Below are 24,026 nucleotides of genomic sequence, written 5' to 3'. Positions count from 1 at the left end.
GGTCCGCGCCTCGGCAGGCGGACAACCGTAAACGGCAGCGCGACCGTCGGTGTCACCGACCGTGCCCGGCACGGTCACGGGCCGGTGTAACGCATCAAGTGAAGCCGGCGTGGGCGGCAGCAGACGAGACCAGACGGCAGCGGGACCCTGCTTGACGGTGCAAAACGGCATTGGATGACACACGACTCTGCGCCGTACCCGCGTTCACACCGAAGTGTCTGTTGGTCCTTCGGTTCCAGCGTTGGCTGTGCGTGACACCATTGCCCTCATGGACGACACGGTGCGGGAGCTGCTTGCCGCTCGCGACGGTCACTTCTTGTTGGAATCAGGCCATCACGGGCATCTCCTGCTCGACCTCGACGCCATGCTGTGGCGGCCCGCAGCCGTCGAGCCGCTCGCGCTGGCGCTTTCCGATTCGCTCAGCGCCTACAACGTCGAGGTCGTGGTGGGTCCACTCGTCGGTGGTGCACTGCTCGCTTACCGAGTCGCTGAGCGGCTAGCCCTGCCGTTTGCCTACGCCGAGCGCGTCGCGTATGCGCCTGGCCCGTTGTACTCCGCCCGCTACCGACTGCCTCAGGCATTCTCTGCCCTCATCAGCGGCAGGCGCGTGGCAATCGTGGATGACGTCATAAACGCCGGATCCGCCGTGCGTTCGACGGCCGCTGCGGTGCGGGAGAGTGGCGCCGAACCGGTCGTGATCGCCGCCCTGCTTCGGCTGGGCGAGACGGCTCTACGGCAGCAATCCCTGGCCCCGGTGCCACTGACAACGCTGGCTTCATGGCCTAACACATTATGGGAACCCCAAGAGTGTCCCCTCTGTACGGCGGGCGTGCCGTTGGAGCAGTCCATCCTTTCCTGCGGCTGAACCCGAGCATCCAGGCCCTTTCTGATCGATGCCAGGCAGCTGCGATCCGTCGCCTGGGAGACGATAGGGCGTGCACTCGGAGAAGGTGATCACGTACCTGCAGATGACGAGTCCTGGCCAGCTGCGGTGGGCGAGAGCTGTCGAGGGCCTGGCCTTGGTGCCGGTCAAGGACCCGGCCGGGGAAAGCTTGTCGCAGTTGCAGGAGGTACACGATCGCATTGCGTTGGCGCATCGGTGGTCGAGCTTGGCATGGTCAAAACGGAACTGGGTCGACTGGCTCAGCGACCCAGCGTTGCAGCACTGGTGGATCCATGTGAACGACAAGCTGGCTGGTTGGGGCTGTCTGCGCTGGCATTCAGGGCCGGAGGTGGAACTGGACACCTTCGGCCTCAGGCCGGAGTACATAGGACATGGATACGGCGGTTACTCCTTGTCACTGCTGACGCATGCTGCGTGGAACCTGCAGGGGCCGCAGAACGGTGTAGAGCCCGGCGGGCGGACGGGGCGCGTCTGGCTGCACACCTCAAGTTGGGATCATCCTCACGCGCTGGCGAACTATCGGGCCCGCGGCTTCGTGCCGGTCAGCAGCTTGCAGCCCCTGTGATGTCCCCTTAGTGCGCGGCGGTCCGAAGCGCTCGCGCCGTGAGTCGAGTCCCTCGCTTTCGACAGCAGCGGCGACAGCAACCGGCCCGGACGAGGATGGCCGCCGGCGGTTGGGCGCGGACAGTCGCCCGAGGTCGCGGACGCCGACGGATCGCGCCGGACGAAGCGCCCAGAACTTGTAAGCGAGGTATCGGGCGGCGGGAGTTCAGTCCGAGTTGCTGCCGTTGCGCCTCGCCCTGGTCAGATGGAGGTGCAGCGCGGCAACCGCGGCAGCTATCAACAGCACGGCCAGAAGGGGCCCGCCAAAGATGATTATCAGGCCAGCTCCGATGTTGGCGCCGATTCCCCCGGCGGTCAGCACCCGCCACGTGAAGCCGACCACGACGCCAGCCCCAACAAGCGGCAACAGCACCCGCCACCACCGGGAATCCAGACGGCAGGTGTACGTGTCCCGGACCAACAAGGCAAGCGCACCGATGACGCCGATGCACGCCAGGACGCCGACGATTCGGTCCCCCACCGGACCAAGGCTGACCGGCCGGATCGCATAGTCCAGCTCGACGCCCTCGGCGGCGAGTTGCCGCGCCTCCTCGTTGGTCAGGTCGCCGATGAGCCCCCAGGACGCGACCGGTGTCGCCAAGATCAGAACGAGCGCCGCGGTCGGAATCGACATACCGCGCTGCTTCGTCATGTCGGTCGCCCCCTCTCCCCACGGCCTTGTCCAGGCCGGTCGCGGGTAAGTATGCGGCCACTGCGTGGGCGGGGGCCTGAGCACGTCTACTCAGCGACGGAGCTCGTGAGCACGGGACGCCATCCTCTTGCCGAGTCAGCAGAGAGTCAGCAAACCGGCCGCGACGCGACGATGACCATTGCAAGGAGCGATAAGGCAGCCAGTGCATGAGCGCACGGCGCGAGCTTCGCTGACACTGGCTGGTGATGGCGACCAGGCTCCCCCCGCCGGGGGTCATGTCCGACGCAGGATGCTGGGCGGGCGCTGCGGGTGAGATCCACGCAAGCCGGCTGCTGGGTCGGTGATGACCTGGGCGTTGACTTCGGGGGCAACCGTCGCATCGAGTCAAGGCGTAGATGAGGGGCAGGCCCGACGGAGGAGGACGGTTGGCCGACCGAACCGAATACGACCAATTTGTGGTCGACCGATCGCCCCGATTGCTGCGGGTCGCCTACCTGCTGACCTGCGACTGGGCAGCTGCCGAGGACTTGCTGCAGACGGCTCTGGTGAAGGCCTGGTTCGCGTGGCCCCGGGTGCACGGCGACGCCGAGGCGTACATCCGCCGGACCATCGTCAACACCTACATCTCCTGGCGCCGTCGCCGCTGGACCGGCGAGATCCCGCAGGCGCTGCCCGAGCGCACCGAAGCAGCCGACCGAGTGACGGAGTACGTCGAACGGGATGCGTTGTGGCGGATGCTCGCCGAGCTCCCGCGACGGCAGCGGGCAGTCCTCGTGCTGCGGTACTTCGAGGACCTCACCGAGGCGCAAATCGCCGAGACGCTCGGCATCAGCGTGGGCACCGTCAAGAGCCAGGCCAGCAAGGGTTTGGCGAAGCTCCGCACGCATCCCGCGCTAGTCGACAGCCCAGACCAGAAGGAGCTCATCCATTGACCGTCGAAGAGGAGCGCCTGCGCCGTCTCCTGACGACGCAGAGCGCTGAAATTCCGACCGGCGTGGACCGTGTGGGCATGCTGCACCGTCGCATTGCCCGGCAGCGACGGGTCCGCGCCGCGGGCGTCGCCGCCGCCGTACTGCTGGCGACCACCGGGACATCGGTCGGCCTGGTCACACGTCAGCCCGCCGACTCGACGCCGTCGCCAATGGCCAGCATGTCCTCCGCAGCCCCGGCTCCAACGGCCACGGCCAGCCCGGTGCCTCCACCGGCCGACGAACTGCTGCCCGAGTATCTCCGCGGGCATCGCCGGATCCTGGCGCGCGAGATGACGCTGCCACGGCAGTCAAGCATCACCTTCACCTTCACCCCGGAGACGGCGGACTTTCAGCTGGGCATCCGATGCGACGACCGATTGGGCGCAGGCTCGGCTCCCGGCCGATCCGACCACCTGATTCAGGTCACGGTCAGCAAGGCCGTGATCGGCACCGGTGACTGCAGCTCGTCGCCGCAGCGCGACGCGATGCTGGTCGACGCTGGGATGAACGGGCACTATCACCGGTGGAGTGACCTTGGAGTTCGGGCGGGGAAACCGGTGACGGTCACCGTCAAGATCGGCAAGCCGCTCGTCGCCGACAACAGGGACCCGCGGCCGGGTGACCCGAGCCACCTCACCGGCACGATGGCGGTCGGTGTCTACACACCGGTGCCGTTCGAGCAATTCCCGATACCGCCCCGACCCGCCGAGCTGGTCGATCTGGACACGGCCGGGGAGTTGGCAACTGGCAATCCGGGTCAGCCCTTCCCTGACCAACTCGGTCAGCTCGACGCCCGCACCACAGCATCGCCGAACGGATCCCACCAGCTCGACCTGGCCATGCCGTTGCAGCTCGACATCTTCATCTGCGCCGTCGCGCCCGGCCGGATCCGCGTACTAGTCGACGGAAAGGAGGTCGAGCGGCGGGCGTTCTACGACTGGACCGGCGAATGCTGGACAGGTGGCGCGTTGGCGGCCGAATACGACCTGCCGCCCAAGTTCAAGGTGCCTGCCCGGACCGGGCAACGGGTGACGGTCACCGTCACCGCCGACAGCTTCACCGTACCCGGTTGGCGGGTCGGCCTCGCTCGCGGCGCCGCCGGCTGACCCGAACGGTCCGGCTGCGGTAAGCGATCCGCCGGGCGGCTGGTGACCCGCCAGCCCGGCCCGATGCCCATCAGCTGGTCATGTCGAGCAGCCAAGCAAGCAGCCAACCCGGCGAGCGGCAGCGGACGATCGCGGACTCCGGCACTTAGCGGCCTCCTCGATCAGTGGAAGCTGGCCGCACCCGCTCACGGCACCGCGCCGAAGATCACCGCCGACATTGCCAGCGCCCCTGACTCCGCTCAGCCAGCTAGCCTCAACGGCGTGACGATCCGGTTCCAGCAAGCCATGCAGCTCATGCGCCGGCATGACCCGCAGGCCAAGGAAGACGGTTTCCACCTCCTGCTGCCCCACGCCGCCGACCACATCGACGAACTCATCGCCGAGTTCGCTCACGAGCGACACGACCACGGCTTGCGCTGCTGGCTGCTCGAACTCATCGGTGAAGCCCGCTCACCCCAAGCGCTGCCGGTACTCACCGAACAACTACACAGCGGCGACGAGTCACTCCGGTCCGGGGCCGCCAAAGGCCTGGAGCAACTCGACATCAAACAAGCGCGGCAAGAGCTGTGGAAAGCACGAGCCAGCGGGCTCATCGACTGACCCTGAACAGCCAGCTGACGAATTGTCACTGCCGTACTAGGCCGTGTCTCCTGGATCTTGGCGGGTGGGATCGAAGGTGAGGTTGAGTAGTTCCAGGCCGGCGACGGGCTGGAAGCCGATGTCGGTGTAGAGCGTCAGAGCGGGGGTGTTGTCGGCCTCGGTTTGGAGTGAAACGCGATGCGCGCCAGCGGCACGGGCGTTGTGGATGACGTGCTGGAGTAGGGCGTTCGCGATGCCGCTGCGGCGATGGTGCGGGGCCACGTAGAGGTCGCGGATCGACCATGAGGTGCTCAGCATGAGTGATGCCGGCATGATCGTGACCGTGATGAAGCCGCAGACGTGATCAGATCGGGTGGCGGCAGCGGCGGAGAGCCGGTGTTGTGTGAGTTGGTCGTGCAGCCAGGAGCGGGTGATCTCTGGGGTTGACGGTTGGCCGTAGTGCGCCCGATAGTCGTCGAACAGAGCAGCTACCTGATCGAACGCCGGATGGGCGGAGACTATCGGCACGATCGTCGTCGTCATGCCGCAAGTGTGGCCGACGGTCAAGCCAGAGGGTCTGTTGGTGCCGGACCACCTCAGCGAGCGCGGGTCGATGCGGTCGATTGTTGCCGTGAAGCGTCGCGCAGGCCGCTATTCTCGGCCGACCCAGGTCGCGACGCACGCCTCGTTGCCCTCGGCGTCAGCCAGGATCCACCACTTCGGTGCGTGCGAATCGGAGACGAGCTGGCCACCCGCGGCCAATGCGGCGGCGATGCGGGCCTCGGCCTGATCATGCGGGACGGCGACATCAAGGTGCATGCGGTTGCGTTGTGGACGCGGGTCGTCCATGGGCTGCAACCCGAAGCCGGGCCCTCGGCGCACCGGGTCGGCTAGGTAGTCGTCATCGATCTGGCGGTAACCCAGCAGCGCCCGCCAGAACGGCAGCACGTCCGCGCCGACGAGGGCGTCGAGGGTGACGTTGATGAGCTGCACGGCGGTCGGGTCGGCGGGGATGTCCAGTTCCCTGGCGGCAGCCGAGATCCGCCGGGCCAGCGCAACGTCGCGCGACAACAGGGACACCGTGACGCCGGCATGACGCAGATCGACGTTGACGTACTGCTGCTCCGCGCCACCGACGAGGCGGCCGACCTCATCGACGAGCGCTATGCCCTTGGCCAGCGATCCGGTGCGGAAATACGCCGAAACCACGTGGTAGAGGCAGCGCCAGTCCTCGACACCGTCGGCCACGTGGAACTGCCCGGCCGTGATCTGCTGGGTCATGCCGGCGAACCTAGCATCGGCGGCGCGACGGAGCGCACATTGGCGCTCGTACTCACTGGTCGGCGGTGCACTCTCATGCCGCTGGTAAGGCGCGGCACTCCTGAGCACGTCCGGTCGACGACCGGGCCGTGGGAGCGGGGCGGGAGCGACTGAGCCCAACGGTCGCTGGCCGGGCGTCGGCGTTAGCCAGTGCCGCTCGGGCAAGCGGCCACGATCTCTAACGAACGACCTGCAGGACGGCCCGTCTCAGCTTGGCCCCAGCAGCCGCGTGAGCCCTGGATCGGGGAGCAGGTTGGGAGCAACACGGTGCACTGAATGGCCGTCAACCGCACCGAACGGCACCGGACGGCACGCAACTGCACCCACCCTGCCTGCGGCTTCGCGTTTTTGCAGGTCAGAGTGGGTGCGGCGTCCTGCTTCACACCGAAGAGGTCAGTGGTTCGATCCCAGTATCGCCCACCCAGGTCAAAGGCCACTTCCCGGCTTCGGGAGGTGGCTTTTCTGCTGCCGTTCGGCAGCTGAGTACAAGCAGCAGTGTTCAGCGGCCGAGCGAATCGCAGAGGCGAGTCAGCAGACGCACTCGAAGGACAAGCCGCTACTCGCTGGGGTAGCGATCCAAGCTGCTCGGACCGGGGCATGCAGTTGCATCTCCGCCCAGGTGTCCACCAGGGCTGCGGCCCGTAGTGGCCCGGTGGGGGCGAACCTGAAACCGGTGTCCTTGACGTTGAGCCGATCAAGGCCGGTCAGATCGGCCTCATCATCGAAGACCATCGCCAGGCTGAGTTGCCATAGGTGAGGCTGGCAGTAGGGATCAGCAGGGTCACCGACATCGGCGATGGCCAGCTGCCGGGTGAAGGTCAGAATCAGGCGGTTGTCGCTCCATGACCGTCGGCCCCACTGGACGATGAAGCCATCGGCATCGGAGTCCGGAGCCGGGTCGAGGCCGTCGATGTCCAGGTGCAGGAACTCAACGAACGCACCCCAGGCCGCGTCGACATCGGTAACAGAGTCCTGCTCGACGCCATGCCGCCGCAGGATCTGCGCAAACACGTCAACGCTGGTCCGCCAAGGGATGTGCACGTGCTCAGCATGCCCTGACGACCTGGCGGGCTGCAGCCCGTGTCGGGTCTCAGGACCTGGTGACACTTCCGGCTAGCCGGGTGGTGACGGCGGCTCGGGCGGGCGTCCGCGGGCGCGGGCTGCGTCGGAGATGGCGATCCCGGTCAGAACCAAGGCAGCGGCGGCGGCGACCACGACTGGCGGCAGGAGGAGCATCGCCGGTGCCAGGGTGGCCAGCGCAAGGACGCCGATCGGCCGGGACCGGGACACGCGGCCGAACACCGCGTGCTCGAAGCGGGCGCGCCCGGCCAGGTACAGCCCGGGCCCGCCGAGGATGACGGCCATCCAGGCCGGCGGGGTGTGTCCGAGTGGATGGGCGATGACAAGTTCGGCGCCGACGGCGGCGACGACCACGCCGGCCACCATCACCAGGTGGGCGTATGACGTCGATCGGGCGAGGCGGATCGGGTCGGTAGACGCGGCGATCGCTTTCGCCAGGACTTCCCCAGCACGGTATATGTAAATCCGCCACAGCAGCACGGTGGTCGCGATCGACACTGCGAAGGCGGCAGCCGCGTCAGGCGCGAAGCCGCTGCTGCTCAGCGCCAGTCCGGTAACCAGGATCAGCTCGCCGAGCGCGATGATGAAGAACTGCCGGTAGCGCTCGGACAGGTGCTCGCCCGAGATCACAAGGTCCTGGCCGGGCGCACGGCCCGCCCCGGGGGTGGGGAAGCCGGTTCTGCCTGCCGTGTGGTCAAGGACGACCGCGAGTGCCCACAACCCGCCCCGCGCCGTGCCATGCACGAGCGCTCCCGCGATCCACGGCACCGCCGACAGCCCGTACCAGAACAGCCCGCGCACGGCGTTGCGCTGCAGTTTGTGGCCCCGCAGAACGGCCATGAGGACGAGCCCGCGGCTGAGCTGGACGGCGACGTAGGCGCCCGCGAAGATCAGACCCTTGTCGCCGAATGCTTCGGGCACCGCGGCCGCCATCACCAGGCTGCCGACCATGGTTGCGATGACCAGCGCCTGGATTGTCGGTCGATGCGGGTCCGTCCGGTCGGTCAGCCACGCGGTGCTGGCCCAGACCCACCACATGGCCCCCAACAGCACCAGCACCCGGAAGGCACCGCTCCACCCGAGATCCTCGGCCAGGCCGCGAGAGAGCTGAGCGAGCGCGAGGACGAACACCAGGTCGAAGAAGAGTTCCAGGAACGTGGCCCGCTGTGGATCCCCGGGTCTCCGCAGCAGCTCGGCCGCCCTGCTCGTCGTCATCGGCTCGCCCGTTCTGCAGCTCTACTCCAGGTTTGGGGGCATTCTGACATGCGGCCGCGGCGGTGACCGCGGACGTGCTGCGATGAATGGGATCGAGCGACCCGCGTTACACGGACGGGCGACGGCCGAGTGAATTCCTTTCGCCCGTCGCCGCTGGATGGGATCAGCTCGTCGACCCCTGGCCAAGCGTCGGGCCGGCCGGCGGAGCGTGATGTCCTGGGAGCCTCGGGATGGCGATCGCTCCTAGACCTGGCTGCCCCCGGTATTCTCGATCATCCGTCGTAGCACCTTCAGGGCGGTGACATAGTCGGCGTCATCGATTCCTTGGTGGATGCGCGCCCGGATGGCCGGCGCGTGGGTCTTCAAGTCGACGCGCGCCTGCTCGCCGGCTTCGGTGATCCACAGTCGGCTGTCGCTGTCACGGCTGATCCAACCCCGTTCCAGGAGTACCTGCGCTTCGGCGTGCAGGTCGTCCTCGGGCTTGATGTAGGTGGCCATGGCCTCCTGGAGTTCAGGGATGGTCATGCCGTGGCCGTCAGGGGAGATGTCGTTCTTCGACAGGTTGCGCAGCAGCCAGAACTGAGGCTGCGTGAAGCCGAACTCGGCCTGCTGAGCGCGGGTGAAGGCGATGAGGGCCTCGTAGGCCAGGCGCGTCCAGTAGGCCGCCGGCTGAGTTGCCAGTTCGGCGTCGGTTATCTGATCGATCGTCATGGTGCCGCCCCAGTGGAGTGATCGTTACTCGCGTGACCGTAGAACCTCAAGCATGGTTTAGGTCAACAGGTCGGAGGGCGTGGGGGGTGACGACGGGTACGAGCGACGGCGCACGTCCACCGACCCGATGGAAGGTTGCCGCAGCTGCACCAAGGCCCAGGGGCTGCTCCGTTCGCCGCCGGATGGCAAGCTCGTGCCTCATGATCGATGATTTCCCGAAGGACGATCTGCACGGCCACCTCGGGCCGAGACGTCAGGCGCTGATCTGGAAGCTCGGTGGGGTCGCCGTGGGAAATCCGGATCCCGCGGAGGTTCGCCCGTGAGGGCGGTCATCGTCGCGGCCGCGGTCGCGTTCCTCATCTCCCTGCTCGGCACGCCGGTGGCGATTCGCGTCTTCACCGCGCTCAAGGCCGGCCAGCCGATCCGATCCATCGGCCTCGCCAGCAACGAGGGCAAGAAGGGCACGCCAGCGATGGGCGGCGTCGTCTTCATCGTGGCGACCGTCCTCGCCTACGTGGCCGGGCACCTCGCCCTGACCACCCTGCCCGAGCGGCAGATCGCGCAGGAGGGGCCGACCATGACGGCGCTGGTGCTGCTCGGGCTGTTCGTCTTCTGCGGCGCGGTCGGCTTCTTCGACGACCTCCTCAAGGTGCTCCGGCGCAACTCCGACGGACTGTCCGCCAAGGGCAAGCTGCTCGGCCAGGCGATCGTCGCCGGCGGATTCGGCATCGCCGCGCTCTACGTGCCGAGCACCAACGGCCAGACCGTGGCCAGCGAGCACATCTCGCTCATCCGCGACATCAGCTGGCTGGACGTCGGCAAGGTCGGCGCGGTCATGGTCTTCGTCTTCGTGATCACGGCGATGTCGAACGGCGTGAACCTCACCGACGGCCTCGACGGCCTGGCCACCGGCGCGTCGATCCTGGTGCTCGGCGCGTACGCGCTGATCGGCTTCTGGCAGTACCGGCACTGGTGCGCCGACGACGCGTACGCCCGCGCGAACGACTACTGCTACCAGGTCCGGGATCCCCTCGAGATCGCCATGATCGCGGCGGCGGCGGCCGCCGCCTGCGTGGGCTTCCTGTGGTGGAACACGTCCCCGGCGCGGATCTTCATGGGTGACGTGGGCGCGCTCGGGCTCGGCGGCCTGATCGGCGGGCTCGCGGTGGTAACCCGCACCACGCTGCTTTCGATCATTATCGGCGGGCTCTTCGTCATCATCACGACGACCTGGGTGATCCAGATCGTCTCGTTCCGGACTACCGGTAGACGTGTCTTCCGGATGGTGCCGTTGCACCACCACTTCGAGTTGGTCGGGTGGAGCGAGGTCAATATCGTGGTCCGGTTCTGGATCGTGGCCGGCGTCTGCGTGGCGGTGGGCCTGGGCCTGTTCTACTCGGATTTCTTGGCGGTCGTTGGCTAAGAACCACGCGACAAGCCTGTGTCGTGCCACCGACGGTGACTCGCCGGGCAGCCCGAATCCGATGGACAGGTTGATCGAGCGAGTTCTACGGTCGCGTCGATGCGCCCTGGAGAGATCGTCGTCGCTGCCGAGCAGGTACGTGCCCTGATTGACGAGCAGTTCCCGGAATGGTCGGACCTGCCGATCGTTCCGCAGCCGTTGAACGGCACCGACAACGCGCTGTTCCGCCTGGGTGATTCCCTGACGGCGCGGCTGCCGCGGGCGCGGTGGGCGGTCGACCCGGTCGATTGCCGAGCTGGGCGACCGGATCGACGGGCGGGCGGTGACCGCCGCGTGGGACGAGGCGATGGCGGCGGACGAGTGGCCGGGACCGCCGGTATGGCTGCACGGTGATCTCCTGGCAGGCAACCTGCTGGTCGACCGGGGCAGGCTCACCGGGGTGATCGACTTCGGCGGTCTCGGCCGCGGTGATCCGGCCGTCGAGGTGCGGCCGGGCTGGAGCCTGTTCGACGCCCGCGCGCGGGCCGCCTACCGGGAGGCGCTCGGGTTCGACGAGGCGACCTGGGTGCGCGGGTGGGCCTGGATGCTGTCGGGCTCGCTCTACTGGCTGGCGGACCTGTGGGACTCGATCAGCCAGGACGACCGCGAGGACACGATCCGCTACATCGACTACCTCGTGCGTCACCGCCACGACTGATCGGCCGGTGGGATGTCCGGCCGCCACTCCCGCCTGAGTAGCCCGTAGACCCACGAGTCCGAGACCTCGCCGTTCACGACGCAGTCTTCTCGCAACGTGCCTTCCCGCACGAACCCGAGCTTCTCCAGCACGCGGGCGGATGCCACGTTGCGGGTATCGGCCTCAGCCTGGACGCGATTCAGGTCCAGCGTGTCGAATGCCCACCGCAGCACAGCGCGCGCGGCCTCCGTCGCGTAGCCGTGGCCCCACGCCGCCTCGACGTAGCAGTAGCCCAGCGATGCGCTGCGGTAGTCCGGATTCCACCGGTTGAGGCTGCACCAGCCGATGAACGCGCCGTCGGAGACACGATCCACGGCCAGCCGCGCCCCGGTGCCCTCCCCTGCCATCTGCCGGCAGGCCGTGATGAACCGCTCGGCGCGCACGCGGTCGCTCCACGGCGGCGCATCCCAGTAGCGCAGCACGTAGGCGTTGCTGTGCAGCGCGAAGAGGCCGTCCGCGTCTGTCTCGTCGAAGGTGCGCAGACGAAGGCGAGTGGTGTGCAGCGTGGGGGTGGGCAGCGACATGCGCGTCATGGTCTCTCTCGTGACTGGTTGTCGACCAACCAGACCTCTGATGCCGGCCACCCGCAACGGGTTTATCGGCGGACGCGCCGCTACAAGCGAGGTCCCTGGCTTGTTCCACCGCGGTGTACGAGTGGTGCGCGATCACCCTGGAGGGCGGCCGTCAACTGGTCCAAGCCCAGCGAACCCAGCTCCAGTGCATGACGATGGAATGCCCGCCGATCGCCGGGGAAGGACGAGCGGCCTGCCAGCCACACGCGCTCACCCGCCTTGTAGGCCAGCGCCTGCCCTGGCCGACCCAGGTAACGCGCGATCTCGGCGGTCGCGTACGGCCCCTGGTGGCAGCGGTCCCGCAGCAACTCCAGCGCGGCCTCCGGCGTCCACCGTGCTCCGTCGCCGGAGGGTATCGGCAGCCGCAGGTGCAGGCCGATGTCGAGCACCACGCGTGCCGCCCGCAGGAGCTGCATGTACAGATAGCCCAGTCGGGCGCCCGGCTGTTCGTAGAGTCCGAGCTCGTCCATGAACCGCTCCGCGTACAGTGCCCAGCCCTCCTGGCTGGCGGACAGGCCGCCCAGCAGGTTCAGCCGCGGCCCGAGGCCGCCCCGGCAGACCTCGGAGCCGAGGTGGAGGTGGTGGCCGGGAACGCCCTCGTGATAGGCGACGCTGTAGGCGTACCAGGTGGGGAAGCTGGCCTCGCCCTCGGGGAGGGACCACCAGACGCGGCCCGGCCGCGTCAGATCCCGCGACGGCCCGATGTAGGCGACGCCGGACGACGTGGTCAACCGCGACTCGATGCGCCGCAGCGGGGCGGGGATGTCGAAGTACTCGCCGTCCAGCCGCTCGGTGGTGGCCTCCAGGAGCTCCTGCAGCCATGAGGCGAACGCCTCCCTGCTGTGCAGGGTGCCGGGCGCGTCGGGGCCGGCGAGCCGGGCAAGCACCTCCGGCACGCTCCCGCCCAGGGCCTTCGCTTCGGCGATCAGTTCTGCCTCTGTCGCCCGGAACTCGTCCCAGCCCCAGTCGTACAGCTCGCGCAGGTCAGGCTGGGCCGCGAGGAAGGTGCGCACCCAGAGTGCGTACCGCTGCTGGCCGAACGCCTCCTCGTCGACGGCCCGCGGCGCCAGGTCCGCGGTCAGCGTCCGGGCCAACTCTTGGTACGCCTCGCGCGCGCCCGTCGCTGCGGCCTGCAACGACGCCCGCTGACGCCCTTCGCCGTAGCGATCCACCAGGGCGGCATCGGCGTCGATCCAGTTACCACAGCGCTGGGTGACGAGCTCCACCTGACGTCGCGCCGGCAGCATGCCGCGCTCGGCGGCGACGAGGAGGCTGCGGGCATACCCATCCAGGGCCACGGGGATCGCGGCCAGGCGTGCGCCCACCCGAGCCCAGCCCTCCTCGAAGGCCACGCCCTCGACGCCGCGGCCGGGAACCGCGGCCTCGACGGCCTGCCGGATCAGTTGGAGCGGACCGGTGGCCGCCGTGTGCAGTTCGCGCAGGTCCTCCCCGGCGTCGTGAAAGGCGATACGCGTCCGCAGCCGTTCGGCGAAGTGGGCGTGCAGCGGGGTCGGGGCCGGCGGTGCGTCACCCATGCTGTCGAGCTCGCGCAGGGCGCGGGCGGCGAGGTCGGCGCGGGCCTGGTGGCCCTCCGGGCTGTAGTCGGTAAGTCCATCGACGTGCTGCTCGCCCGCATCGACGACCGCCGTGCAGGGATCGAGGCCGGCCATGTCGCGCAGGAGTCGATCCGCGAAATCCTCGATCATGAGGGCAATCCTAGGGCCGTGGGACCGGACGGCCAGCTGTCGGCCGGTCGGGGAGGACTGGAACGATGGGCGGATGAAGATCACCCGACTCATCGCCGTGGAGGATGCGCCGGCCCTGGCCGAGCTGCTCCGCGTCAACCGGGAGTTCCTCGCGCCGTGGGACCCGATCCGGAGCGAGGACTACTTCACGGCGGACGGCAAGCGCGCCGTCATCGAGGCCGATCTTCAGCAGCACGAGCAGGGTGCGAAGCTGCCCCACGTCATCCTCGACGAGTCCGGTCGCGTGATCGGCCGCATCACCCTCAACGGCATCGTGCGGGGGCCCTTCCAGTCCTGCGCCATGGGCTACTGGGTCAGCGCCAGCCACAACGGGCGAGGGTTCGCGACCGGGGCGGTGCGGGAGATCGTGCGGGTGGCCTTCGAGGAGTTGGGGCTGCACCGGGTGCAGGCGGAGACCCTGCTGCACAACGTCAGATCCCAGCGGGTGCTGGAGCGCAACGGGTTCGTGCGGTTCGGCGTGGCGCCGGAATACCTCAACATCGCCGGCCGGTGGCAGGACCACGTCATGTATCAGGTGGTGAAGCCGTCCTCGGCAACGGGCTGAGTCTCCTCGCGCACCGCTTCTGTGGGGCGCGCTCACTAGGGTGTAGGGGTGGTTGATCAGCGCCAGGTGATGACCTTCCGCGTTCGGGCCCAGCAGCTCGACCGAGCCGAGGGCACGCTGGGAGACACCGCCGTGCTCGACATCGGGGTGCAGGACACCGGTCCGGACGGCGGCCGGTGGGCGCTGGCCATCCGCGGGGTCGATGTGTCGGCGATGTCCGCGGAGGACCTGATCCTGCTGTGGACCGTACGGGGCGCACCTCACCTCTACCGCCGCGCCGACGTGGGGAAGGTGGCGGCCGCGGTCGAGCCGTTCTCCGACGCTGACGCGGGGAAGCGCATCTACGACGCGGCGAAGCCGTTGAAGGCGGCCGGGATCGGCATCCTCGCTGCCCTCGACGAGGTGGCCGCTCACATGCGGGCCGTCGTCACTCAGCCGACGGTCAAGGGGGACGTCTCCGGCCGCTTGGCCAAGGTGATGCCGGAGCCGTACCTGCGGGTCTGCCGGCCATGCAACAGCACTCACCTCTACGAGATGCCGTTCCGGCTGGCCGCCGTGCGGGCCGGGCTGGAGTTGCAACTCGACACGTCGCCGCCGGTCCTGCAACGCATCGCACGGTTCACGAAGGCGGCCACCCCGGACGACCGGCTCGACCTCGTCCGCGCGTATCTCCGTCTGCTCGGCCCGGCCACCCCCAAGCACGTGGCCGACTATCTCGACGCCCCGGTCAAGGACGTGAAGGCACGCTGGCCCGAAGATGTGATCGAGGTGCTGGTCGACGGGGAGGCGCGGTCGCTGCTGGCCGCCGACGAGCAGGCGTGGGAAGCGGCCGACGCCACGGCAACCCGTCTGCTCGGCCCGTACGACCTGTTCCTCCAGGCCAGGGACCGGGCAACCCTGGTGCCGGACTCGGCCCACGCCAAGGAGTTGTGGCCGGTGCTGGGTCGCCCCGGCGCCGTCCTGGTCGACGGTGAGCTGGTCGGCACCTGGCGTCCCCGCAAGTCGGGCAAGACGTTCAAGGTCGCCGTCCAGCCCTGGCGGACACTGGCCGCGAGCACGCGCAATGACATCGTCGAGCAGGCTGAACGCCTCGCCGCGTACCGCTCTGTCTCTCTCGCCGGCGTCGAATTCCCCGCTTAGCGGATAGTCGCGCCCACTTGGGCAGGCAGGGCGCCGTTCGTCAGCGAGAAGGCTCCGGACGACGGCGACCAGCAGCACCCGACGGCCGGCGTGGCGTTGCGGGAGCGTCGTCCGCGGCGGGGGCGGTTCGGGGGACGCCCGGCCGTCGACTTCTGTGGCAGCATCACCGCGTCCGTCGGCGCGCGGGGGAGGGCCACCATGAACCAGGACACCGCGCCACGGGCGGCATGGCCGGACCTGGTCGGCCTGGTCGCGGCCGTGGCGGTCGGGCTGGTCGTCGCGGCCCGTGGGTTCCCCCTGGCGCTGTTCGCCGCCTTCACCGACCTGCTGCTACGCGGGCCCATGATTCCGGGCGTGTACGCGGCGGCACTGCTCGCGGTGGCGATCGCCGTGCCGGCGCTGCTGCCGCGGGTGCCGGGGTGGCCGGTGGCGGCAGCCGGCCTGGCGGTCCTCCTCGCCGCCGACCTGACCGACGCCGACGTGGTGATGAAGGGCTTGCAGCCCATCGAGCGGGGCACGACCGGCGAGGTCGCCATCGCGCTCACCGTCACCGCGGGCCTCGGGCTGGCCCTGGGCGGGGTGCTGCTGGCGCTCGCGCAGACTTCGCCGGCCACCAGGTGGTGGGTCGGTGCGGGGCTGAGCGCCGGGCTGGTCCTGCACCCGGTCGGCAGCGAGCTGTTCCGCGCGGTGTTCCCTCGGCGTGCGGAACACCCTTCATCCTCACCCGCCGGGCAGCGGGGGAGCGTGGACGGCCTCGACGTGCAGGTCTGGCTCGCTCTCGGGCTCGTCCTGGTCGCCGCCGTCGTCGCCCACGCCCGGCGGAGCGGGCACGGCGGGGCCGCCCCCGCCCGGTTCCGGCCAGGTGCGATCGTGGCGGTGATCGCCGTCGCCGCATTGCTCCTCCTGGGTCTCGCACTGCGGAGGAGTGCGATCCTGGAGCTCCGCCTCAGCTCCGACGAGATGGCCGGTCGGGAGGCGACGATCGAGTCGTTCGCCCGGGTCTCCGCTGTGGTGCTCGCCGTCGTGGTGGCGCTCCTGCTGACCGCGTACGCCTACCGGCTCGGCCGCGCGCCGGCGGCACGCTGGGTGGTGCTCGGGGCCGCGGCGGCGCCGGTCGCGGCGTTCGGGTTCCCGTACGGCGGCCCCTCGTCGGGTACCCGGACGTCGATCGTGCTGCTGTTCGGGATCCTTGCGGTGGCCGGCGGTGCGCTGGCGGCTCGGCACGCGGGGCGGATGCTGCCCTGGGACGCGATCGGAGTGGTGGTGACTGCTGCCGCGACCCCTTGGTTCTGGCCGGATGTCCGGGCGGAACTCCCGTCGGCCGACACGGTCGGGCCGGTGCTGATCGCCGTCGGTCTCGGCCTGGCCTTCGGGGCCGGCATCGTCCTGGTGACCGAGCCGACGGGGACGCCGCCCACCGGCCCGGCCGGCACGGTCAACGATCCCGCGGAGGGCGATTCCGCCGCCGCCGGCGATGCGCCGGCCGCCGCCGCGCCAGCCGTCGCCCCCGAGGGCGAGCCGGCCGGTGGTCGGACCGGTCAGGGGGTCGGCGACCTTGCCGGCGTGCTCGTCCTCGGGCTGGCCGCGCTCATGCTCTGCGCCTCGGCGCTCGCGCCGGTCGTGCTGAGGTCCCAGGTCGGCGGCCTGATCGAGGACCCGTCCCTCACGCTGCCGCTCTTCACCACGGTGGGTGCCGTGCTGCTCGTGCTGCTCTTCGGGTTCGCCCGCGCGGTCGACCGCCCCCGTCCGGGTCCACGTGCCGAGGCGACCACCGCCCAGATGGTGTAGCTCCCGGTTCGGCGCTACTCCAGGGCGATGCGATTCTCGACCGAGCGTCGAAGCGAACCGGCGTACTCGGTGAGGATGAAGTCGCGATGCCCGTCGGGGTGCACGGTGACGGCGACCGAGCTCCCATCCTCGAATCGCAACAGGAAGACGGGATCGAGGTCGACCAGGAATGCGAACGGTTCCTGGTCCTCGTCGCTGACCAGGCGACCCCGGGCCCGCCAGCCGGCGTCGGTGGCGGCAATGTCGACGGCCACCTCGACACTGCCGAGCAGGGTCGAGGAGTTCGCCCACCAGTCCAGCCAGCAGCGGCCCTCGAAACGGTCCATGCCGTCATCCTGCTGGGAAGAGGCTCATTCGCCCAACGGGGCGGCCCGCCAGCGCCACTCCGTCAGTTGCGGGTGCCCCGGCAGCGCGATGCGGCCGGTGGACCACCGCAGCGCCGCCCACGGGTCGACGTCGGCCAGGTCCCGCGCCGTGTCCGGAAACAGGCGAGCGAGCAGCCGCGCGCACACGTCACGCGGGGGATCGATGGCGAGACCGAGGCCCTGGGCGATGTCGTCCCCGTGCAGCAGGGTCTCCACGCACCCCATGGCGGCGAAGCCCTCCGGATCGGCCCGACCGGTGGGGTGGTAGGCCCGCACCTCCGGCCCGGACGCGCGGACCGTGGCGGCCAGGATGCGGCCACCCGCCTCGGCGAACTCGAGCACCTCTTCCGGGGACGCGTCCTTGTCGGCGGTTGCCATGAAGCGCACGTACCGCTTCTCCGGCCGGGCCACCAGCTGGCCCGCGAACGACATCAGGCAGTCACCGACGTGCTCGGCGGTGTGCCAGCAGTCCCACTCCAGGCTGCCCGCCGGCACGGACCAGTCGAGCCCGGTCGCCGGTCGGAGGCTGGCGACAACGCTGGACAGTGCCGCGTCGAGGTCGTCGGCGGTGACCGCCACGGTGTCCTCCAGGTCTTCGGGGCCGATGTCGCACCGGCCAGGTCGGTAGCGGCCAGCTTGCCCGACGGGTGTGACGAACTCGGCTGGCCGCGGGTCACCCAGGCACGGATAACTCCGGGGACATCGGCGGCGCGCCCGGCTAGCGTGCACGGACGACCGCGACCGGAGGAGGGCCGGAATGCCCGCTGGGCAGATGCACAAGGACGAGGTACGCACGGACGCCGCCCTGGTCCGCCGGCTGGTCGCCGGGCAGTTCCCGCGGTGGGCGGACCGGCCGGTCACTCCCGTGGCCTCCGGCGGTACGAGCAATGCCATCTACCGGCTCGGCGACGACCTCGCGGTCCGGCTGCCACGCATCGAATCCGCGGTCGACCAGGTCGAGTTCGAGCACGAGTGGCTGCCGGTCCTCGCGAGACACCTGCCCGTGGTGGTGCCGGAGCCGTGCGCCGTCGGCCGGCCGGACGAGTCGTACCCGTGGCCCTGGGCGGTCTGTAAATGGGTCGACGGCGAACATCCGGCGGAGGGCAACACCGATCCGCGACGGTTCGCCGCCGACCTCGGGGAGTTGGTGACCGGCCTGCGGCGGGCGGACACCGCGGGCGCCCCTGTCGGGTACCGCGGCGGGCCGTTGAGCGGCCGCGACGCGTACCTGCGGGAGTGGACCGAGGCCGCCCGCGACCTGGTCGATGTCGACGCGGTCATCTCCGTCTGGGAGGCGGCGCTGGCCGCGCCGGCCTGGGACGGTCCGCCCGTCTGGAGCCATGGTGACCTGCTGGCGGGCAACGTGCTCGTCAAGGGCGGCCGGCTGTGCGGTCTGATCGACTTCGGAGCGGCCGGAATCGGGGACCCCGCCTGCGACGCGATGGCGGCGTGGACGCTGCTCGACGCCGACTCGCGTGACGTGTTCCGCGAGACGGCCGGGTTCGACGACGCGACCTGGGCGCGCGGCAAGGGGTGGGCGCTGACCTTCATCAGCGCGCTGACCTACTACCGGGAGACCAACCCCACGATGTACGCCGTCGCGCAGCGTGCGGTCGGCGCGGTGCTGTCCGACCGCTCCTGACGAGAGGGAACTACCGTGGCCCGGCGCGGGAGCACCCCCGCGCCGGGCCGCGGTCGGTCAGCCGGCCGTGCAGGTGGGTGTGCCGGCGGGGGCGGTGCCGTTGCCCTGGAAGCCGAACTCGGTGGTGGTGCCGGCGGCGACCTGGCCGTTGTAGGCGACGTTGCGGAAGGTGACCGCGCCGCTGGTGGCGCTGGGCTGGGCGTTCCAGGTGTTGACCAGGCTCGCGCCCGCCGGCAGCGTCAGCGCGACGGCCCACCCGTTGAGCGCGGTGGTGCCGGCGGTGACCCGCACGGTGGTGACGAAGCCGCCCTGCCACTGGTTGGTGACGAGCGACGCGGTGCAGCCGTTGCCGGACGGCGGCGGGGTGGTCGGCGGGGCGCTGGTGGGCGGCGGGGTCGTCGTGGGGGGCGGCGGGGTGGTGCCGCCGCCGTTGAGCGCGTCGAGCACCGCCGTGTACGCCGGCTTCTTGTTGCCGTTGCCGTCGAAGAGCAGCGGGGTGCCGCTGGCCCGCCAGGAGTCGCTGTCGCGGATGCCCCACACGGTGATGCCGGTGCAGCGGGACACGGCCAGGCAGTCCTTGACGACGTTGCCGTAGGTGGTGGCCTGGGTGGTGCCGGAACCCTCGATGTCGAGCTCGGTGATCTGCACGTCGACGCCGAGGGCGGCGAAGTTCTGCAGGGTCGTGCGGTAGTTGCTCGGGTACGGCGAGCCGCTGTTGAAGTGCGACTGGAGGCCGACACAGTCGATGGGCACGCCACGTGCCTTGAAGTCCCTGACCATGTTGTAGACGGCCTGCGTCTTCGCCCAGGTCCAGTTGTCGGTGTTGTAGTCGTTGTAGCAGAGCTTCGCGCCCGGGTCGGCGGCCCGTGCGGTGCGGAACGCCACCTCGATCCAGTCGTCGCCGGTGCGCTGGAGGTTGGAGTCGCGGCGGACGCCACCGCTGTCGGCGAACGCCTCGTTCACCACGTCCCAGGCGTAGATCTTGCCCCTGTAGTGGGTGGCGACCTGGGTGATGTGGTTGACCATGGCCTGCCGCAGGGCGGTGCCGGAGAGGTTCTGCGCCCAGCCCGGTTGCTGCGAGTGCCAGGCCAGCGCGTGGCCGCGGACCCGCATGCCGTTGGCCTGCGCGTGGCTGACGATCCGGTCGGCGTTCGTGTAGTTGAACTGGTTCTGGGACGGCTCGGTGGCGTCCCACTTCATCTCGTTCTCGGGGGTGACCATGTTGAACTCGCGGTTCAGGATGCCGACGTAGGTGGCGTCCGACAGCTTGTTCGCGGCCACCGCGGTGCCGAAGTACCGGCCCTTCTCCGCCGCCGACGCCCCGAGGGTCGTCCCGGCGCTGGCGCTGGTCGCCACCGCCACCGACGCGGCGACCAGCGCCACCCCGGCCGCTGCGGACACCAGCGCGACCCGGGATCGCCGTCGACCCGTCGAACTCCCGCTGCCGCGGGCGAGCACCTTGTCCATGAGGGAGCCTTTCGATGTCTGTACCGATGAGGACGGCTACCTCGACGACTGCCCGCCACGGTGGTCGGCTCGGTGCGCGGCCGCCCGGAGGCCACGCGGATCGGGACCATGTCCCGGTCCCACCGTGAGTCAATCGAAGTGCATCTCTCGAAAAACTACCGGAACAATTTCGAACTATCAATGCCACCGAAGGGGCCTCGTGGCGCGACGGCGAGGTGGGTCCGGACGCGCCGAGCGGGGCCGGTCGACCGACCGGCCCCGCTCGGGACGACGTGCGTCTAGCGGCGCGGCCGCTGCGGCACGCGCGGCAGGACGTACGGCGGGCCGCTGTAGATCAGGTCGGCCTTCATCTCCTGGTACGCCCGCTTGGGCTGGTAGTTCTCGTCGTAGATCGTGGCCAGGCCCTCCGGCGGGTCGGAGAACCAGCCGGGCACCCAGGAGTGCTTGTCGGTGAACCCCCAGACCGTGAACGACAGGCAGTGCCGCTCCGCCAGGCAGGCCTGCAAGAGCACGCTGAAGTTGGCCGCCGACGCCTGCAACCGCGGGTTGATCTCGTTCGAGTCGCCCGCCTGGACGCCCGCGGTCAGTTGGCTGCGCACGTCGACCTCGGTGAACGCCGTGGCCAGCCCCAGCCCGGCGAACTTCCGCAGCGCCCCGGCGACCTGGAGGGTGTCGAAGTTGCCGTACTGGGTGCCGAGGTGGCCCTGGCTCCCGACCCCGTCGATCGGCACGCCCTGGGCCAGCAGGTCCTTGGCCATGTCGTACACGAACTGGGTCTTGTCGTTGGCCGGGTCACCCGAGCCGAAGGCCTCGATGTTGTAGTCGTTGTAGAACAGCAGCGCGTGCGGGTCGGCAGCGCGGGCCCAGCGGAAGGCGTCGGCGATGTAGCCGGGGCCGAGGTGCTGGGCCCAGAACCCCTTGTAGTGCAGGGTCGACGGGGTGTCCCACGGGTCGCTGACGGCCTCGTTGACCACGTCCCACTGCCAGATCCGGCCCTTGAAGTGGGTGACCACGGCGGTGATGTGGTTCCGCAGGATGTCGCGCAGCTCGGCGGTGCTGATGGAGCCGTCGGCCACGCCGCTGGTCAGCCAGCCGGGCAGCTGGTTGTGCCAGACCAGGACGTGCCCGCGTACGCGCTGGTTGTTCTGCTTGGCGAAGGCGACGAGCTGGTCGGCCGGCCCCCAGTTGTAGGTGCCGCGGGTCGGCTCCAGGCTCTCCCACTTCATCGCGTTCTCGGCGGTGACCGTGGAGAACTCCGACGCCGCGAGCTGGCGGTACCGGGGGTCGGCGGGGTCGTCGAGGGCGGCCAGGTCGACGGCCGTGCCGATGGCCAGGCCGTGGCGCAGCGCGAGGTTGCGCAGGCTCTGGTCGGCCGGGTTGTACGGGCGGCCGGCCGTGGCCGGCGCGACGTTGAGCGCCCCGACGGTCGCGATGGCGACCGCGCCGGCGGCTATCCACCGTCTGAGTTTCATCTGCGTTCCTTCCCCGATGGAGGGTCGCCGAAAATTCCGAGACAATTTCCGGTACTGAGCCGGAACGTTACGGTCGTCGATCTGGCCCCGTCAACCTCCGGAACTTCCGGAGACCGGTCCGGCCACGGGCGGTCGCGCGGACGGTCAGTGCTCGAGGTAGGTGGCCCGGTCGAAGTCGGCGTAGACCCCGTCGTTGCCGAGGTCCTGCACCCACAGGCCGAGGAACGCGCCGGTGAAGCCCCAGGCCGCGGGCTCGCCGTCGATGATCAGCGCGGCGTGCTCGTCGGAGAGGATCGTCGCGTCGAGCCCGACGGGCAGTGGGCGCCACCCGTCCCCGATGTCGTAGCCGAAGCGCACCACGGGCCCGTCGAACACGGCCCGCAGGCCGACCCGCGACGCGCCGCCGACGTCGACGGTGAGTTCCGGGTACGTCTTCCGGCGGCCCTGGTCGGAGCTGAGCAGCTCCAGCACCGCCCGGCCGTCGTCGTCCCGGGTCAGGTAGAGGTAGTGCCAGTTGAGGGTGTTGTAGTAGGCGGTGACGCCGGCCAGGTGCCGGTGGTCGACGGGGTCGAACTCGACGACGGTCTCCAGCGAGCAGCGTTCGGCGCCGACCCGGCGGGCGACCAGGCTGGGCCGCTGCCGGCCGACCGGGGACTGCCCGCCGTGCACCCGCAGGTGCGAGGGGCGGGCGCGCAGGTCCAGCCAGTCCACGCTGGCCGGGCGGCGCAGCGTCGACCAGCAGGTGCCGAGCTCGGGGCCGTCGAAGTCGTCGGTGGCGGGCTCGTCCGGCCAGGGGTGCGCGGGCAGGCCCGGCGCGGGGATCTCCTCGGCGGGCACCCCGCCGGGGATCCGGGGCCAGCCGGCGGCGGGCCAGTCGACCTTCTGGATCGCGGTCTCCCGGCCGAGCACGCAGTTGCCCCGGGTCGTGTACGGGCGGGCGACGAGGTGGGCGAGGTACCAGTCGCCGTGCTGGGTCTGGACCAGGCTGCCGTGCCCGGCCTTCTGGAGCCGCAGGTCCGGGCGGCCGACCGAGGTCAGCATCGGCCCGGCCGGGTCGGCCAGGTAGGGACCGTGCAGGTGGCGCGAGCGGGCGACCGTCACCTGGTGCTCCCAGCTGGTGCCGCCCTCGGCCGTGACCAGCCAGTACCAGCCGTCGCGACGGTAGAGGTGCGGCCCCTCGGTCAGGCCCGCCGAGGTGCCGTGGAAGATGATCTCGGCCTTGCCGACGAGCTGTCGCCGGTCCCGGTCGTAGCGCTGGATCTCGATGCCGCCGAAGCGGTCCCGGCCCGGCCGCCAGTCGGCGCTCATGCTCAGCAGCCAGCTGGTGCCGTCGGTGTCGTGGAAGAGCGAGGCGTCGAAGCCGTGCGCGTGCAGCGGCACCGGATCCGACCAGGGCCCCGTGATGTCCGGCGCGGTGGTGAGGTAGTTCTGCGGGTCCCAGTAGCCGCTGGCGAAGCTGGCCACGTCGCTGTAGACCAGGTGGAAGAGGCCGTCGTGGTAGGACAGGTCCGGGGCCCACACCCCGTTGGAGTCCCCGCAGCCGCGCAGGTCCAGCAGCCGGCGGTCGGTGATGATCCCGCCCAGTGCGCGCCAGTGCACGAGGTCGCGCGAGTGGTGCACGCGCACCCCCGGGTACCACTCGAAGGTCGACGTGGCCAGGTAGTAGTCGTCCCCCACGCGCAGGATCGAGGGATCCGGGTGGAACCCGGTGAGGACCGGGTTGCGGATCGACCGGGCGGCGGTGGCCACGTCTGCGATCTCGGTCGACATGTACGGCTCCTTTTGATCGGTCCTCCGTCAAATTTCCGGAAGCATTCGCCCGGAACTTTCAGAAATCCCGCCCACCGTAACGGTTGAAGTCGAGTTGCGACAGGGCCTTGACCGCGAACATGGGGCGTCGTAACGTGCCCGCCATCACCTGAAAATACCGGCAGGTTGACCGAAACTTCCGGGGCCGCGGTTCCGACGCG

Annotated in this window: 26 protein-coding genes; 13 read left to right on the top strand and 13 right to left on the bottom strand. The window is 69.8% G+C overall.

Going from position 1 to position 24,026, the window contains the following annotated elements:
- Positions 1-268: 268 nt before the first annotated feature.
- The gene (locus FXF50_RS23975; protein WP_148431124.1) at positions 269-865 is read left to right on the top strand and encodes an orotate phosphoribosyltransferase; all 597 of its coding nucleotides are present in this window, start codon (positions 269-271) and stop codon (positions 863-865) included.
- An 85-nt stretch (positions 866-950) separates the two neighbouring features.
- Positions 951-1,469, top strand: coding sequence for a GNAT family N-acetyltransferase (locus FXF50_RS23970; RefSeq protein WP_187399789.1), 519 nt, complete (start codon positions 951-953; stop codon positions 1,467-1,469).
- Positions 1,470-1,673: 204 nt separating this feature from the next.
- On the opposite strand, the gene FXF50_RS23965 is transcribed toward FXF50_RS23970, so the two are convergent.
- Positions 1,674-2,159 (bottom strand): hypothetical protein, encoded by a 486-nt coding sequence (locus FXF50_RS23965; protein WP_148431122.1) that lies wholly within the window; start codon positions 2,157-2,159, stop codon positions 1,674-1,676.
- Between the two features lie 425 nt (positions 2,160-2,584).
- Between FXF50_RS23965 and FXF50_RS23960 the strand changes: the two genes are divergently transcribed.
- From FXF50_RS23960 to FXF50_RS30000, 3 genes are all read left to right on the top strand, one after another.
- The gene (locus FXF50_RS23960) at positions 2,585-3,091 is read left to right on the top strand and encodes a SigE family RNA polymerase sigma factor (RefSeq protein WP_255510170.1); all 507 of its coding nucleotides are present in this window, start codon (positions 2,585-2,587) and stop codon (positions 3,089-3,091) included.
- Positions 3,088-4,236, top strand: a complete 1,149-nt coding sequence (locus FXF50_RS23955) for a hypothetical protein (protein WP_148431120.1) — start codon at positions 3,088-3,090, stop codon at positions 4,234-4,236. The genes FXF50_RS23960 and FXF50_RS23955 overlap by 4 nt, the downstream gene beginning before the upstream one ends.
- A gap of 63 nt (positions 4,237-4,299) precedes the next feature.
- Complete coding sequence (locus FXF50_RS30000) at positions 4,300-4,836, top strand: HEAT repeat domain-containing protein (RefSeq protein ID WP_255510169.1); 537 nt, start codon at positions 4,300-4,302, stop codon at positions 4,834-4,836.
- Positions 4,837-4,872: 36 nt separating this feature from the next.
- Here the strand turns inward: FXF50_RS30000 and FXF50_RS23945 are convergent, their stop codons facing one another.
- The 5 genes from FXF50_RS23945 to FXF50_RS23925 all read right to left on the bottom strand — a co-directional run bounded on the left by FXF50_RS23945 (position 4,873) and on the right by FXF50_RS23925 (position 9,141).
- The gene (locus FXF50_RS23945) at positions 4,873-5,358 is read right to left on the bottom strand and encodes an N-acetyltransferase (RefSeq protein ID WP_148431119.1); all 486 of its coding nucleotides are present in this window, start codon (positions 5,356-5,358) and stop codon (positions 4,873-4,875) included.
- 108 nt (positions 5,359-5,466) lie between these two features.
- Positions 5,467-6,096, bottom strand: coding sequence for a VOC family protein (locus FXF50_RS23940; RefSeq protein WP_148431118.1), 630 nt, complete (start codon positions 6,094-6,096; stop codon positions 5,467-5,469).
- 567 nt (positions 6,097-6,663) lie between these two features.
- Positions 6,664-7,176 carry a hypothetical protein gene (locus tag FXF50_RS23935; protein ID WP_148431117.1) on the bottom strand — a complete coding sequence of 171 codons (513 nt, stop codon included), beginning with the start codon at positions 7,174-7,176 and terminating at the stop codon, positions 6,664-6,666.
- A 72-nt stretch (positions 7,177-7,248) separates the two neighbouring features.
- Positions 7,249-8,430, bottom strand: coding sequence for a low temperature requirement protein A (locus FXF50_RS23930; protein WP_148431116.1), 1,182 nt, complete (start codon positions 8,428-8,430; stop codon positions 7,249-7,251).
- Positions 8,431-8,673: 243 nt separating this feature from the next.
- Positions 8,674-9,141, bottom strand: coding sequence for a MarR family winged helix-turn-helix transcriptional regulator (locus tag FXF50_RS23925; RefSeq protein WP_148431115.1), 468 nt, complete (start codon positions 9,139-9,141; stop codon positions 8,674-8,676).
- Between the two features lie 200 nt (positions 9,142-9,341).
- On the opposite strand from FXF50_RS23925, the gene FXF50_RS29995 reads away from it, so the two are divergent.
- The 4 genes from FXF50_RS29995 to FXF50_RS23915 all read left to right on the top strand — a co-directional run bounded on the left by FXF50_RS29995 (position 9,342) and on the right by FXF50_RS23915 (position 11,261).
- Positions 9,342-9,464 carry a hypothetical protein gene (locus tag FXF50_RS29995; protein WP_255510168.1) on the top strand — a complete coding sequence of 41 codons (123 nt, stop codon included), beginning with the start codon at positions 9,342-9,344 and terminating at the stop codon, positions 9,462-9,464.
- Complete coding sequence (gene mraY, locus FXF50_RS23920; RefSeq protein WP_148431114.1) at positions 9,461-10,564, top strand: phospho-N-acetylmuramoyl-pentapeptide-transferase; 1,104 nt, start codon at positions 9,461-9,463, stop codon at positions 10,562-10,564. The genes FXF50_RS29995 and mraY overlap by 4 nt, the downstream gene beginning before the upstream one ends.
- 99 nt (positions 10,565-10,663) lie before the next feature.
- Positions 10,664-10,957, top strand: coding sequence for a hypothetical protein (locus FXF50_RS29415; protein WP_187399788.1), 294 nt, complete (start codon positions 10,664-10,666; stop codon positions 10,955-10,957).
- Entirely contained in the window at positions 10,887-11,261 is a 375-nt protein-coding gene (locus tag FXF50_RS23915; protein WP_148431113.1) for a phosphotransferase, read from the top strand. The genes FXF50_RS29415 and FXF50_RS23915 overlap by 71 nt, the downstream gene beginning before the upstream one ends.
- Here FXF50_RS23915 and FXF50_RS23910 read toward each other — a convergent pair.
- Both FXF50_RS23910 and FXF50_RS23905 read right to left on the bottom strand, forming a co-directional pair.
- The gene (locus FXF50_RS23910; protein WP_148431112.1) at positions 11,246-11,824 is read right to left on the bottom strand and encodes a GNAT family N-acetyltransferase; all 579 of its coding nucleotides are present in this window, start codon (positions 11,822-11,824) and stop codon (positions 11,246-11,248) included. The two genes, FXF50_RS23915 and FXF50_RS23910, sit on opposite strands and share 16 nt — an antisense overlap.
- A gap of 89 nt (positions 11,825-11,913) precedes the next feature.
- Positions 11,914-13,578, bottom strand: coding sequence for a DUF885 domain-containing protein (locus FXF50_RS23905; RefSeq protein WP_148431111.1), 1,665 nt, complete (start codon positions 13,576-13,578; stop codon positions 11,914-11,916).
- A 73-nt stretch (positions 13,579-13,651) separates the two neighbouring features.
- Between FXF50_RS23905 and FXF50_RS23900 the strand changes: the two genes are divergently transcribed.
- The 3 genes from FXF50_RS23900 (at position 13,652) to FXF50_RS23890 (ending at position 17,110) form a co-directional block, all read left to right on the top strand.
- Complete coding sequence (locus FXF50_RS23900) at positions 13,652-14,182, top strand: GNAT family N-acetyltransferase (RefSeq protein ID WP_148431110.1); 531 nt, start codon at positions 13,652-13,654, stop codon at positions 14,180-14,182.
- Positions 14,183-14,230: 48 nt separating this feature from the next.
- On the top strand, positions 14,231-15,322 hold the full coding sequence (locus FXF50_RS23895; RefSeq protein ID WP_187399786.1) for a winged helix DNA-binding domain-containing protein: 1,092 nt from the start codon (positions 14,231-14,233) through the stop codon (positions 15,320-15,322).
- A 198-nt stretch (positions 15,323-15,520) separates the two neighbouring features.
- Entirely contained in the window at positions 15,521-17,110 is a 1,590-nt protein-coding gene (locus FXF50_RS23890) for a hypothetical protein (RefSeq protein WP_148431109.1), read from the top strand.
- Between the two features lie 14 nt (positions 17,111-17,124).
- Here FXF50_RS23890 and FXF50_RS23885 read toward each other — a convergent pair whose 3' ends face one another.
- A complete protein-coding gene (locus FXF50_RS23885) occupies positions 17,125-17,436 on the bottom strand; it encodes a hypothetical protein (RefSeq protein WP_148431108.1) in 312 nt (103 codons plus the stop codon).
- Between the two features lie 24 nt (positions 17,437-17,460).
- Positions 17,461-18,054 (bottom strand): hypothetical protein, encoded by a 594-nt coding sequence (locus FXF50_RS23880; RefSeq protein WP_148431107.1) that lies wholly within the window; start codon positions 18,052-18,054, stop codon positions 17,461-17,463.
- A gap of 178 nt (positions 18,055-18,232) precedes the next feature.
- Here FXF50_RS23880 and FXF50_RS23875 point away from each other — a divergent pair, with 178 nt between their 5' ends.
- Positions 18,233-19,117, top strand: coding sequence for an aminoglycoside phosphotransferase family protein (locus FXF50_RS23875; RefSeq protein WP_148431106.1), 885 nt, complete (start codon positions 18,233-18,235; stop codon positions 19,115-19,117).
- A 57-nt stretch (positions 19,118-19,174) separates the two neighbouring features.
- On the opposite strand, the gene FXF50_RS23870 is transcribed toward FXF50_RS23875, so the two are convergent.
- From FXF50_RS23870 to FXF50_RS23860, 3 genes are all read right to left on the bottom strand, one after another.
- Entirely contained in the window at positions 19,175-20,584 is a 1,410-nt protein-coding gene (locus FXF50_RS23870; protein WP_148431105.1) for an endo-1,4-beta-xylanase, read from the bottom strand.
- Positions 20,585-20,862: 278 nt separating this feature from the next.
- On the bottom strand, positions 20,863-22,056 hold the full coding sequence (locus tag FXF50_RS23865) for an endo-1,4-beta-xylanase (protein ID WP_148431104.1): 1,194 nt from the start codon (positions 22,054-22,056) through the stop codon (positions 20,863-20,865).
- Between the two features lie 144 nt (positions 22,057-22,200).
- Positions 22,201-23,826 carry a glycoside hydrolase family 43 protein gene (locus tag FXF50_RS23860; protein ID WP_148431103.1) on the bottom strand — a complete coding sequence of 542 codons (1,626 nt, stop codon included), beginning with the start codon at positions 23,824-23,826 and terminating at the stop codon, positions 22,201-22,203.
- Positions 23,827-24,026 lie beyond the last annotated feature (200 nt).

This window comes from Micromonospora sp. AP08, from assembly GCF_008085935.1.
GTDB classification, from domain to species: domain Bacteria; phylum Actinomycetota; class Actinomycetes; order Mycobacteriales; family Micromonosporaceae; genus Micromonospora; species Micromonospora chersina.
The sequence above is the reverse complement of the archived record's forward strand: the minus strand, read 5'-3'. Positions and strand labels throughout refer to the sequence as shown.